The organism is Erwinia sp. MYb416, from assembly GCF_037479575.1.
Lineage (GTDB): Bacteria > Pseudomonadota > Gammaproteobacteria > Enterobacterales > Enterobacteriaceae > Erwinia > Erwinia rhapontici.
The window spans coordinates 143,486-156,757 of record NZ_JBBGYT010000419.1 but is presented as its reverse complement, the minus strand read 5'-3'; the positions used below and the strand labels follow the sequence as shown (position 1 = coordinate 156,757).

Here is a 13,272-nt window from a genome sequence, read left to right as displayed (position 1 = left end):
AAATGAAAAAACTCACTCCTCTTGTACTGGCATTGCTGATTGGCGGATGTGCCGTTGGCCCGGATTACCAGCGCCCGACAGCCCCGACCGCGTTGCAGTATAAAGAGGCCAAAGGCTGGCAGCAGGCCACGCCACAGGATCAGCTCAGCAAAGGCGACTGGTGGGCGGTGTATCACGACAGCACGCTGGATAGCCTGCTGCGTCAGGTGAAGATTTCGAATCAGAACGTGGCGCAGTATGAAGCCCTGTACCGCCAGGCGCTGGCGCTGGCCTCAGAATCGCGCAGCGATCTGCTACCAACGGTCACCGGGACGGGCAGTTCGACGCGCAGCGGGGCATCTGCCACCACCAGCACCAGCGGTCAGTCGGTCAGTAACAGCCACGCATTGCAGGCTTCCGCGTCCTGGGAGCTGGATCTCTGGGGCAAACTGCGTCGCACGCTGGAGGAGAACCGGGCCAGCGCAGAGGCCAGCGCGGCCGAACTGGCGAATATTACCCTCAGCGCCCAGTCAACACTGGCACAGGACTATTTCCAGCTGCGCATTCTTGACCAGCGCATCGCGCTGTATCAGAAAAGCGTGGATGCCTATCAGCGCTACCTGACGGTTATCCAGAATAAATACCAGGCAGGCAGTGAATCACGCGGCACCCTGGCGCAGGCGGAAACCCAGCTTGAAAGCGCACGGGCTTCGGCGCTGGATCTCAGCTGGCAACGTGCTCAGCTTGAACATGCGATTGCGGTACTGATGGGGAAAACCCCGGCAGAGTTCAGCCTCGCGGTGGCACCGCTTCAGGCCACACTGCCGGCGGCGCCAGTGACATTGCCCGCAGATTTACTGCAACGTCGCCCGGATATCGCCCAGGCAGAACGCACGGTGGCCGCCGCCAATGCCGCCGTGGGCGTGGCGATTGCCGGTTATTACCCGGATCTGACGCTCAGCGCCAGCGCGGGCTATTCCGGCTCCAGCTTCAGTCATCTGCTGACGTTACCCAATCGCGTCTGGTCGCTGGGACCCAGCCTGAGCGGTACGCTGCTTGATTTCGGTGCCACCTCCGCGAAAGTGGATCAGGCACGCGCCGCGTACGATGCGGATGTGGCCAGCTATCGGCAGACCGTGTTGTCCGGCTTTGAAGAGGTCGAAAACTATCTGGTGGCACTGCGCACCTTCGAGGCGGAAATGCAGGCGCAGCAGCGTGCGGCGGCCTCAGCACAGGAGTCCGCACGCGTCACTAACAATCAGTATCAGGCCGGGATGATCGACTATCTCGACGTGGCCACCACCGAGAATACCAGCCTGACCCAGCAGCAGAGCCTGCTGACACTGCAAAGCACCCAGTGGGTGACCAGCGTGCAGCTGATTGTAGCAACCGGTGGCGGCTGGAAAACGCCGTAGTATGGGGCATGGGCGGGCATGGACCCGCCCCTACAGTTATCCTCTCTTCCTGCCGATATAACCGCTATAGCCTAAAAAAAACTTCACCTGCGGAAAATATCATGATCAAAAATCTCTCGATTCGTACCGGGTTGCTTCTCCTGCTCGCGCTTATGGCACTGATCCTGCTGGTGGTTAGCGTGCTGGGCGTGGTGGCGATTGGTAAATCTTACGATGCACTGAATGCGGTCAACCTGACCCAGGGCGTGCAGCTAGGCAACCTTGCCAGCAGTAACACCAACATGCAGCGTATCCGCGTGGTGGCTTCACTGGCGGTGCGGAATATTGAACTGGGTAAATTGCCGGAAGGGGCCGCTGCGGCTGAACGTGCAGGCAAGTATGCGGCGGCTGCCCATGATGACCTTGCGCGCTTCTTTACCGCCGTCAAAGGCAGCGGCAAGGGCGAAGCGCTCGGAGAGGATATTAACCGTGCCTACCAGACGTATATGAGCGAAGGGCTGAAACCGATGATTGAGGCTCTGCAACAGCGTGACCTCACCACCTATTACGCCATGATTGATACCCGTCTGCGCCCGCTGGGCATCGCCTTCGACCAGGCCAACAAAGCCTTCTTTGATTATGCCCAGTTAACCGGGCAGCAGCAGCTGGAGCAGGCCAGCGCCGACCGTACGCGGATGCTGGTGTTGATCGCTATCTGCTTTGTGCTGACGCTGGTGCTGATTGCAATGGGGTGGATGGTACTGCGGGTGATGTTGCTGAAACCGCTGAATCAGGCGGTGAATCAGCTGGAGTTTATTGCCAGCGGTGACCTGACAAGGCCGCTGCCGGAAGCGGGCAGCAATGAACTGGGCCGCCTGAATGCCGGACTGGCGCTGATGCAGCAGTCACTGATGAACTCGGTCAGCCGGGTGCGTGATGCCAGCCTGGCGATTGAAACGGGCAGTGCCGAGCTGGCGAACGGTAATGACGATCTGTCGCGCCGTACCGAAATTTCTGCATCCTCGCTGGAAGAGACCGCCGCCAGCATGGAACAGCTAACGGCAACAGTAAAACATAATGCTGAAAATGCCCGTCATGGTCATGAACTGTCGGAAAATGTCTCGGGTACGGCCAGTGCCGGTAACCATCTGATGAGTGATGTGATGAATAATATGAAGGAGATTTCCCGCAGCTCCGATCGTATTGCCAGCATTCTTGAAGTGATCGATGGTATCGCTTTCCAGACCAATATCCTGGCGTTGAATGCCTCAGTAGAAGCCGCACGTGCCGGCGAGCAGGGGCGTGGCTTCGCGGTGGTGGCGAATGAAGTGCGTACCCTGGCTCAACGCAGTGCGCAGGCCTCGAAAGAGATCCACGCACTGATTGCCGACTCACGCAGCCGCGTGGATACCGGATCGCAGTTGACCGCTAAAGCCAGCGATACCATGAATACCATCGCCGGGCAGATCGCCAGCATCAATGTGCTGATGGGGGAGATCGCCAACGCCTCGCGTGAACAGAGCCAGGGCATTGACCAGGTGAACGTTGCCGTCAGCCAGATGGAAGAGGTGGCGCAGCAGAATGCCGCACTGGTAGAAGAGTCTGCCGTGGCCACCCGTTCACTGGAAGATCAGAGCCAGCAGCTGGTGCAGGCGATGGCGGTATTTAAAATATAATCGGCGACGCACGGGGCGAACCGATCGCCCCGTCACCGAATAGACAGGGAAAAAACCATTAGATATTGAGTTGTCCGCACCTTTGCTGCATCGTTAACGCAATTTGTTACAGCGAAAAAGGACAAAGCATGCTGTTCTCTGTGTTGCGTTTTCTGCTACGGGTGCTGTTTGGTGCCCGCCTGACGGGCGATCTCTCCGGGCTTTATAAAGAGAAGGTCTTGATCACCCCGAACCATATGTCATTCATTGATGGCATCCTGCTGGCGGTTTTCCTGCCGGTGAAACCCGTATTTGCCGTCTACTCCTCTATCAGCGAACAGTGGTATATGCGTGCGCTGCGCTCGATGATCGACTTCGTTCCCCTCGACCCGACCAAACCGATGTCTATCAAGCATCTTGTGCGGTTGATTGGCCAGGGACGCCCGGTGGTGATCTTCCCGGAAGGGCGTATTACCGTGACCGGCTCGCTGATGAAAATCTACGATGGTGCGGGTTTTGTCGCGGCAAAATCGCAGGCGACCGTGGTGCCGCTGCGCATTGAAGGTGCCGAATACACCCTGTTTGGCCGTCTCGCCGGCGTGTTTAAACGCCGTCTGTTCCCGCGAATTACCCTGACCGTACTGCCTGCGACGATTATTCCGATGCCCGAAGCACCGCGTGCGCGCGATCGTCGTCGCCTGGCGGGTGAGCATCTGCATCACATCATGATGGAAGCCCGCATGGCGGTACGTCCGCGTGAAACACTGTACCAGGCCTTCCTGGCCGCACGCACCCGCTATGGATTGTTTAAACCCTGTGTGGAAGACGTCAATTTTAAACCTGACAGCTACACCGGGCTGCTGAAAAAATCGCTCGGGGTGGGACGCATTCTGGAGCGTTATAGCCAGCCGGGGGAATATATCGGCCTGTTACTGCCGAATGCCACCGTCACGGCAGCGGCGATCCTCGGTGCATCAATGCGCGGGCGTATCCCGGCGATGCTGAACTACACCGCAGGCGTGAAAGGGCTGACCAGCGCTCTGACCGCGTCTGAAGTGAAAACGGTGTTCACCTCGCGTCAGTTCCTCGACAAAGGCAAGCTGTGGCATCTGCCGGAAGGCATCCCTCAGGTACAGTGGGTTTACCTCGAAGATCTGAAAGATACCGTCACAACTCAGGACAAACTGTGGATCCTGCGCCATCTGCTGATGCCTTCCCGGGCACAGGTGCCGCAGCAGCCGGAAGATGCCGCGATGGTGCTGTTTACCTCCGGTTCTGAAGGCCACCCGAAAGGGGTGGTACATTCGCATAAAAGCCTGCTGGCGAACGTTGAACAGATCCGCACCGTGGCTGACTTTACGCCGCGCGATCGTTTTATGTCGGCGTTGCCACTGTTCCACGCCTTTGGCCTGACGGTGGGCCTGTTTACCCCGCTGATGACCGGTGCGGAAGTGTTTCTCTATCCCAGCCCGCTGCACTATCGCATTGTGCCGGAGCTGGTTTATGACCGTAACTGCACCGTGCTGTTTGGCACCTCCACTTTCCTGGGGAACTATGCGCGCTTTGCCAGTCCGTATGACTTTGCCCGTTTACGTTACGTGGTGGCAGGGGCGGAGAAGCTGCAAAACCAGACCCGTGAACTGTGGATGGAGAAATACGGCATCCGTATTCTTGAGGGGTATGGTGTAACGGAGTGCGCGCCAGTGGTGGCGATCAACGTGCCGATGGCCGCGAAATCCCACACCGTGGGTCGCATCCTGCCGGGCATGGATTCGCGCCTGGTTTCTGTACCGGGGATCGAGCAGGGCGGTCTGTTACAGCTGCGTGGCCCGAACATTATGAAAGGCTATCTGCGCGTTGAGCGCCCTGGCGTGCTGGAAGCGCCTCAGGCGGATAACGGCGAAGGTCAGATGGACGCTGGCTGGTATGACACCGGCGATATCGTCAGCTTTGATGAGGGCGGTTTCTGTCAGATTCAGGGGCGCGTGAAGCGCTTTGCGAAAATTGCCGGAGAGATGGTTTCGCTGGAAAGTGTTGAACTGATTGCGCTGAAAGCCTCAGGGGAGAAACAGCATGCGGCAACCATCAAACCGGACGGTAATCGCGGCGAGGCTCTGGTGCTGTTTACCACCGATGCCAGCCTGACCCGCGAACAGTTGACCCGTGCGGCGCGCGAACTGGGCAGCCCTGAGCTGGCTGTTCCGCGTGATATTCGCGTGTTATCGCAGCTGCCGCTGCTGGGCAGCGGTAAACCGGACTTCGTCACCCTGCGTGAAATGGCGGAAAAGCCGGAGGAACAGGCATGAGCACATCCCAGGTGAGTGGTCAGCCGCTATTGTCCAGGGGCATGATGGCGGTGATTGTGGCGCAGTTCTTCTCCGCATTTGGTGACAATGCGCTGCTGTTTGCCACGCTGGCGGTGATGAAATCACTGGTCTACCCGGAGTGGAGCCAGCCGGTGCTGCAAATGATGTTTGTGGCCACCTACATCCTGCTGGCCCCGTTTGTCGGGCAACTGGCCGACAGCTTTGCCAAAGGGCGGGTCATGATGTTTGCCAATGCTCTCAAGCTACTGGGCGCATTGGTGATCTGTTTTGGTTTTGACCCGTTCCTCGGCTACAGCCTGGTGGGGATTGGTGCGGCGGCCTATTCTCCGGCGAAATACGGCATTCTCGGGGAGCTGACCGGCGGTGACACGCTGGTGAAAGCCAACGGTCTGATGGAGTCCTCCACCATTGCCGCTATCCTGCTGGGATCGGTGGCGGGTGGGTTTCTTGCTGACTGGAATCTGACGGCGGCGCTGGTGGCCTGCGTGCTGGCTTATGCGCTGGCGGTGGCGGCGAATGTGCTGATCCCAAAACTGGCGGTCGCACGCGGCGGTCAGTCATGGCATCCGGCCCGCATGTCGGCCAGCTTCTTCCGCGCCTGTGGTACCCTGTGGCGTGATGGCGAAACCCGTTTCTCACTGGTGGGTACCAGTATGTTCTGGGGCGCGGGCGTGACGTTGCGTTTCCTGCTGGTGCTGTGGGTGCCGGTGGCGCTGGGGATCAGCGACAATAAAACGCCGACGCTGCTGAATGCGATGGTGGCGATTGGGATCGTCTTCGGCGCCATTGCCGCAGCGAAGCTGGTGACGTTAAAAACCGTGGGACGCTGTATGCCTGCGGGTGTACTGATTGGCGTGGCGGTGCTGTTCTTCTCATTACAGCAGCAGGCCATCAATGCGTATGTGCTGCTGGTGATTATCGGGATGCTCGGCGGCTTCTTCGTCGTACCGCTTAACGCGTTATTGCAGATGCGTGGCAAAGACTCGGTAGGCACGGGGAATGCGGTGGCAGTACAGAATCTGGGTGAGAACACCTCGATGCTGCTGATGCTTGGGCTTTACACGCTGGCGATTAAGTTTGGTGCGCCGCCAGTGGCGACAGGCGTTGGCTTTGGTGCGCTGTTTGCGCTGGCGATTGCGGTGCTGTGGGGCTGGCAGTTGGCGCAGAAACGCAAAGTTACCCGTCAGCTCTGACGGGGCAGTCAGACCAGGCAGGGCGAACGATCGCCCTGCCTGCGGTTCTTATGGTGCCGGGTAGGTGTAGCGACGGTGAATCGCTTCCAGCCCTTCAATCACCTCTTCATTCAGCGTGACATCATAGCTGTCAATATTGATCTTCAGCTGTTCCAGCGTGGTGGCGCCCAACAGGGTGCTGGCAACAAATGGCTGCTGACGCACGAAGGCCAGCGCCATCTGTGACGGATCTAACCCGTGTTGCTTCGCCAGCGCGACATACTCGGCTACTGCCTGATTCGACTGCTCGCTGCTGTAACGGGTAAAGCGACTGAACAGCGTATTACGCGCCCCGGCAGGTTTCGCGCCGTTAAGGTATTTGCCACTCAGGGTGCCAAACGCCAGGCTGGAGTAAGCCAGCAGTTCAACCCCTTCGTGCTGGCTGATCTCTGCCAGTCCCAGTTCAAAGCTACGGTTTAACAGGCTGTAGGGATTCTGAATGCTGACAATACGCGGCAGTTCATGTTTCTCTGCCAGTTGCAGATAGCGCATCACGCCCCACGGCGTCTCATTGGATACGCCGATATAGCGAATTTTACCTGCGCGCACCTGCTCAGTCAGCGCTTCCAGCGTCTCCAGCAGCGTCACGGTGGCGGCGTTATCGGTGTACTGATAGTTCAGCTTGCCAAAATAGTTGGTCTGGCGCTGCGGCCAGTGCAATTGGTATAAGTCGAGATAGTCGGTGTTCAAACGTTTCAGGCTGGCATCCAGCGCCGTACGAATATTCTTGCGATCCAGCGCCTGATTTGGCCGGATAGAGGCATCGGCACCGCGTACCGGGCCGGAGACTTTAGAGGCGAGAATGACTTTATCGCGGTTGCCACGGGCCTTCAGCCAACTGCCGATATATTGCTCGGTCAGGCCCTGGGTTTCCGGGCGGGGTGGCACAGGGTACATTTCGGCGGTATCAATCAGGTTGATCCCGCGGCTGAGGGCTAAATCCAGTTGTGCATGGGCGTCGGCTTCGCTGTTTTGCTCACCAAACGTCATGGTGCCCAGCCCCAGGGAACTGACTTCCAGGGTGCTGTGAGGGATACGGTGATAATGCATGGCCGGCTTCCTTTTTCATTCGTCAAAGGTCAGGGACATCAGGGCGTCCGCAACAGGGGCTTTTTGCCTGGGGCTGGCAGGTTACGCCAAAAACCCGGTTTTCGACTATAACCGTGCAGCGCGGGTGGGGGAAGAGGGTATTTATCGGGAAGTGCTATAAAGGCCGCTTGAAACTCATCCTGTATCAAGTCGCAGAAGTCGATTGATTCTGCAACTCGAATGAATGATGGGACTGTTGCGTTAAAAATTAACGCTCAACGATGGACGAGACTTCATCACCGTTAATTTGCAGTTCGTGGCCGGAATCGTCGGTATATTTCACCAGACCGGTATCTTTATCAATCTGCGGCTTACCGTCGGTCATAATCATCTTGCCGTCTTTGGTTGCCATCACATAATTACTGCTGCAACCACTCGCTAATACTACCATGCCCAGCACCGCTGCGCTAAAAATCCACTTCATCGTTGTCTCCCTTACTCTTCATTACTCAACACTTCAGCATAAGTGTAGTAATAAACTATTTTCCCTGTAGCGATAATAGTATGAGTCTGAAAATGGATCGTGCGCACAACACACCATTGACATTGCATCACCACTATTTCCTTACCCAGCCCGACAGGCCGGGTAAGGAGGTGATGTTACAGCGGACGTTTTTTATTGCGTGCCAGATTGAGGCATTCCACCGCCATAGAGAAGAACATGGCGAAATAGATGTAGCCTTTAGGAATGTGAATATTGAAGCTTTCCAGCATCAGCGTGAAACCCACGAGGATCAGGAACGCCAGCGCCAGCATTTTCACCGACGGATGTCTGTCAACAAAATCACCGATAGCACGCGCGGCAAACATCATCACCAGTACCGCGATCACCACGGCAGCCATCATAATAACCAGATGGTCGGAGAGGCCCACGGCAGTAATGACGGAATCAAGGCTGAAGATAATATCCAGCAGCATGATCTGCACGATAGCGCCGATAAATGAATGCACATTGGTGTTGTGCTCACCGCCGCCGCCTTCAATGGTTTCATGAATTTCCATGCTCGACTTCCACAGCAGGAATAATCCACCAAACAGCAGAATCAGATCGCGCGCTGAGAATGCATGATCCATCAGCGTAAACAGCGGGTCCGTCAGGCGGATAACCCATGCAATCGAGGCCAGCAGGCCAAGACGCATCAACATGGCGCCAGCCAGACCGATACGGCGGGCGGTATTCTGTTGATGCTTAGGCAGTTTTGCCACCACCAGCGAGAGGAAAATAATATTATCAATCCCGAGGACAATTTCGAGGATCGTTAGCGTACCGAGCGCTAACCAGGCATTGGGATCGGCAATCCAGTCAAACATGGTAATGTTGCATCCTAAATTCTAATAAAAGTTAAACGAAAGCTAAACGACGATTATACCTAAGGTTTACAGCAGCGGGAAAATCTTTACAGGGGTTTTTTATAGCAGAAAATGCCGGGCCAGCAGCGGGCCGGTAAAGGTTTTCTTCAGGTAAAAACCCCGTGGCAGCGTCATGATCGGCTGCCCGTCACGGCCAATTCCCTCTGTCAGCGCTTTACTGTTCGCCGCTTTCGGCCGGATTTGCAGGAACTCCCCGTGACGTGCGGTAATCTGCTCAACCTGGCCCAGCACGATCATATCCATCAGTTCTTCCCAGTCGCGCTGCAACTGCAACTCCTCTGTGGCATCCGGGCTCCATAATAAGGGCGCGCCCACATGGCGCTGTTCCAGTGGAATAGCGCGGTCACCCTCCACGGGCACCCAGAGTACCCGCGTTAGCTTATGGCGTACGTGGCTGTTATGCCAGGTGACGCCGCTGTTGCCGGTCAGCGGTGCCACGCAGACAAACGTGGTTTCCAGCGGGCGGCCGCTGGCATCAACCGGAATCGTTTTCAGCTCAATGCCAATCCCGGCAAAATCCTGCTCTGGCTTACTGCCGGCGCTGGCGCCGAGGTAGCGTTCAAGCAACAGGCCAACCCAGCCTTTGTCGCGTTTTAAATCGCGTGGGATGGGCAGGTGGATGCGCGCTGCCAGTTCGCCCAGCGTATAACCGGCCAGTGCGGCGGCGCGCGCCATCAGTTCGTCTTCATTTTCTGGCGGAGAAACGAGGTAGAGATCACCAGTCATCATCACGTCCGTAATCTGTTCAAAAAATAGCCGTCATTTGCCCACAGAGAAAATATCCCGGACAGGTCTGGGGAAAACACCAATAATAGCATGATAAATCATGTTTTTTTATTGCATCAGGTACGTAAAAAAAAGCCTCTCTCTACAGTTTTACCCGGCTTGCCACCGACAATGAACAGGATCACCGGGGTAGTTATCCACAGAAAAGTGGGATAACTCACTTTTTATAATAATACTGTTTCCATTTACAGCCTTGACGTAGGTACTTTTCCGCTGTTTTACCTTTTTCATGCCTAACTAATCGGCATATTCTGTGGATAACGTGCAAGGCGTTCGATCTTTCACCAGTTGGCGATCAGCGGATGATGACAGCTAAATGACAAGCGGTTGAAAGCCTGTGGTTAACGGCAAAAGATGATGATTAATAGGGGGTTATTCTTAGTTTTAAAAAAGTCGCTCTGTGCCAGTCAAAAAGTTTTCCCCACCTGTTAACAGAGTTCTGCACAAAGCTATCCACAGAAAACGTGAATAAGATCGCACTTTTATCCGGGTATCTGTTTATAACTTTGCAAAAAAGAGCAAGTTATCCCAGCCGGATGCAGTCACATCCCCTAAAAGCAGTGGTTTACCGTCTGTAAGGAGTATGAAACAATCAGAACATCCAGTTTTAGTTTGAGGTAGTCCGGTGATCGATGATGATGGCTACCGCCCGAATGTTGGTATCGTAATTTGTAACAGGCAGGGACAGGTGTTGTGGGCCAGGCGTTTTGGTCAGCACTCCTGGCAGTTTCCCCAGGGCGGTATTAACGCGGGGGAGACGGCGGAGCAGGCGATGTACCGCGAACTTTTCGAGGAAGTCGGTTTGAACCGCAAGGATGTCCGCATCCTTGCATCCACCCGTAACTGGTTACGATATAAGTTGCCAAAACGTTTGGTGCGTTGGGACACAAAGCCGGTTTGTATCGGCCAAAAACAGAAGTGGTATCTTCTGCAGTTGATGTGCAATGACGCGGATATCAATATGCAAACCAGCAGCACGCCAGAGTTCGACGGCTGGCGTTGGGTGAGCTTTTGGTATCCGGTACGCCAGGTGGTCTCTTTTAAACGCGATGTTTACCGCCGCGTGATGAAAGAGTTTGCCAGTGTGGTTATGCCCCTGCAGGAGAATACCGTACAGCGAAATGCGCCAGGTTTTCGACGGAAGAGAGGTTAAGCCACGTAGATTATGCTCACACAGCTACGCGAAATAGTTGAGAAAGTGGCGGCAGCGCCCCGGCTTACCGAGGCGCTGGATATTCTGGTTAACGAAATCTGTGTGGCGATGCAAACCGAAGTCTGTTCGGTCTATCTCGCGGATCACGATCGTCGCTGCTATTACCTGATGGCTACCCGTGGGCTAAAAAAGCCGCGTGGGCGCACTGTTGCCCTGGCATTTGATGAAGGTATCGTTGGCTTAGTAGGGCGGCTTGCAGAGCCCATTAACCTCGCCGATGCGCAGAGTCACCCCAGCTTCAAATATATTCCTTCGGTGAAAGAGGAGCGCTTCCGTTCCTTTCTTGGCGTGCCGATTATCAGCCGTCGCCAGTTGCTTGGCGTGCTGGTGGTTCAGCAGCGCGAACATCGTCAGTTCGACGAAAGTGAAGAGTCTTTTCTGGTTACGCTGGCCACGCAAATGGCAGCGATCCTCTCACAGTCACAGCTTAATGCCCTGTTTGGCCAGTACCGTCAAACCCGCATTCGTGCGCTGGCGGCGGCGCCTGGCGTTGCGGTAGCGGAGGGTTGGGTCGACTCTAGCCAGCCTTCACTGGAAAACGTCTTCGCGGCATCGACCCTCGATACCGTGCGAGAACGCGAACGCCTTGCGCTCGCCATGAGTGAAGCCTCAAACGAGTTTCGTCGTTACAGCAAGCGTTTTACTGCCAGCATGCACAAAGAGAGTGCGGCGATCTTCGATCTCTACTCACACCTCTTAAGTGATGCCCGGCTGAAAAAAGATCTGCTGGCGGAAATCGATGCCGGATCGGTGGCCGAGTGGGCGGTTAAAAAAGTCATTGAAAAATTCGCCGCGCAGTTTGCCAGCTTGCAGGACAGCTATCTGCGTGAGCGTGCAGGCGATTTGCGCGTGCTGGGGCAGCGTCTGCTGTTTCACCTCGATGACACCATGCAGGGCACTAACACCTGGCCTGAGCGCTTTGTACTGGTGGCCGATGAGCTGACCGCCACCACGTTGGCCGAGCTGCCGCGTGACCGCCTGGCGGGGGTGGTGGTGCGCGATGGTGCCGCCAACTCGCATGCCGCGATTATGGTGCGGGCGATGGGCATCCCAACGGTGATGGGTGCTGACATCCAGCCCGAGCTGATGAAAGGGCATCTGCTGATCGTTGACGGCTACCGAGGCGAACTGCTGGTCGATCCTGAACCCGTGCTGGTGCAGGAATATCAGCGGCTGATCAGCGAAGAGAATGAACTGAGCCTGCTGGCGGAGGATTTTGTCTTCCTGCCCGGCGCGCTGAAAAGCGGTGAGCCGGTAAAAGTGATGCTCAACGCAGGCCTAAGCGCCGAACACGAGAAGATGGTAGGGAACCGGGTGGACGGTGTGGGTCTGTATCGCACCGAAATTCCGTTTATGCTGCAAAACGGTTTTCCATCGGAAGAAGAGCAGGTGGCGCAGTACCAGGGCATGTTGCAACTGTTCCTGGATAAGCCGGTGACCCTGCGTACTCTGGATGTGGGGGCGGATAAACAGCTACCCTATATGCCCATCAGTGAAGAAAACCCTTGTCTTGGCTGGCGCGGTATTCGTCTGACGCTGGATCAACCGGAGATCTTCCTGGTGCAACTGCGCGCCATGTTGCGTGCCAATGTCGCCAGCGGCAATCTGAATATTCTGCTGCCGATGATCACCAGTCTGGAAGAGATCGATGAGGCCCGCCGCCTGATCGCACGTGCTGCGCGTGAAGTGGAAGAGATGCTCGGCTATGTTATTCCACAGCCGCGCATTGGCATCATGATCGAAGTCCCCTCCATGATCTTTATGATCGGGCAGCTTAAGGGGCGCGTCGATTTTGTCTCTGTGGGCACCAACGATCTGACACAGTATCTGCTGGCGGTTGACCGTAACAATACCCGGGTGGCCAGTCTGTATGACAGCCTGCATCCGGCGATGCTGCGGGCATTAAAAAGTATTGCGGATGAAACCCAACGTGCCGGTATCGAACTCTGTCTGTGCGGTGAAATGGCCGGTGATACCATGTGCGTGGCGCTGTTAGTGGGCATGGGTTATCACCATCTCAGTATGAATGGCCGCAACGTGGCACGCGTAAAATACCTGCTGAGCCATCTTGAGCATGAAGATGCACAAGTCCTGGCGCAACGGGGTATGGAAGCCCAGTTCGCGACAGAGGTACGTCATCTGGTGGCCTCGTTTATGGAGCGGCGAGGTTTAGGCGGCCTGATTCGTGGTGGCCGTTAACCGTGTTTTTTGGCAGCGTTTGCTTAA

10 protein-coding genes are annotated in these 13,272 nt (G+C 56.1%); 6 read left to right on the top strand and 4 right to left on the bottom strand.

Annotation, left to right across the window (positions count from 1 at the left end):
- Window positions 1-2: 2 nt before the first annotated feature.
- From WH277_RS06385 to lplT, 4 genes are all read left to right on the top strand, one after another.
- A complete protein-coding gene (locus tag WH277_RS06385; protein ID WP_339505021.1) occupies window positions 3-1,394 on the top strand; it encodes an efflux transporter outer membrane subunit in 1,392 nt (463 codons plus the stop codon).
- A gap of 101 nt (window positions 1,395-1,495) precedes the next feature.
- Window positions 1,496-3,049 (top strand): methyl-accepting chemotaxis protein, encoded by a 1,554-nt coding sequence (locus tag WH277_RS06380; RefSeq protein ID WP_200643170.1) that lies wholly within the window; start codon window positions 1,496-1,498, stop codon window positions 3,047-3,049.
- A gap of 128 nt (window positions 3,050-3,177) precedes the next feature.
- Window positions 3,178-5,334 (top strand): bifunctional acyl-ACP--phospholipid O-acyltransferase/long-chain-fatty-acid--ACP ligase, encoded by a 2,157-nt coding sequence (aas, locus tag WH277_RS06375; protein ID WP_339505020.1) that lies wholly within the window; start codon window positions 3,178-3,180, stop codon window positions 5,332-5,334.
- The gene (gene lplT, locus WH277_RS06370; protein WP_339505018.1) at window positions 5,331-6,548 is read left to right on the top strand and encodes a lysophospholipid transporter LplT; all 1,218 of its coding nucleotides are present in this window, start codon (window positions 5,331-5,333) and stop codon (window positions 6,546-6,548) included. Before aas ends, lplT begins: the two co-directional genes overlap by 4 nt.
- 48 nt (window positions 6,549-6,596) lie before the next feature.
- Here lplT and WH277_RS06365 read toward each other — a convergent pair whose 3' ends face one another.
- The 4 genes from WH277_RS06365 to mutH form a co-directional block, all read right to left on the bottom strand.
- Complete coding sequence (locus WH277_RS06365; protein WP_133846086.1) at window positions 6,597-7,637, bottom strand: NADP(H)-dependent aldo-keto reductase; 1,041 nt, start codon at window positions 7,635-7,637, stop codon at window positions 6,597-6,599.
- 247 nt (window positions 7,638-7,884) lie between these two features.
- Window positions 7,885-8,100, bottom strand: coding sequence for a YgdI/YgdR family lipoprotein (locus WH277_RS06360; RefSeq protein ID WP_159337918.1), 216 nt, complete (start codon window positions 8,098-8,100; stop codon window positions 7,885-7,887).
- 176 nt (window positions 8,101-8,276) lie between these two features.
- Window positions 8,277-8,987, bottom strand: coding sequence for a TerC family protein (locus tag WH277_RS06355; RefSeq protein WP_133846084.1), 711 nt, complete (start codon window positions 8,985-8,987; stop codon window positions 8,277-8,279).
- Window positions 8,988-9,086: 99 nt separating this feature from the next.
- Window positions 9,087-9,773, bottom strand: a complete 687-nt coding sequence (gene mutH, locus WH277_RS06350; protein ID WP_374760154.1) for a DNA mismatch repair endonuclease MutH — start codon at window positions 9,771-9,773, stop codon at window positions 9,087-9,089.
- Window positions 9,774-10,458: 685 nt separating this feature from the next.
- Here mutH and rppH point away from each other — a divergent pair.
- Window positions 10,459-10,986, top strand: a complete 528-nt coding sequence (rppH, locus tag WH277_RS06345) for an RNA pyrophosphohydrolase (RefSeq protein ID WP_133846082.1) — start codon at window positions 10,459-10,461, stop codon at window positions 10,984-10,986.
- Between the two features lie 12 nt (window positions 10,987-10,998).
- Complete coding sequence (ptsP, locus tag WH277_RS06340) at window positions 10,999-13,245, top strand: phosphoenolpyruvate--protein phosphotransferase (RefSeq protein ID WP_133846081.1); 2,247 nt, start codon at window positions 10,999-11,001, stop codon at window positions 13,243-13,245.
- Window positions 13,246-13,272 lie beyond the last annotated feature (27 nt).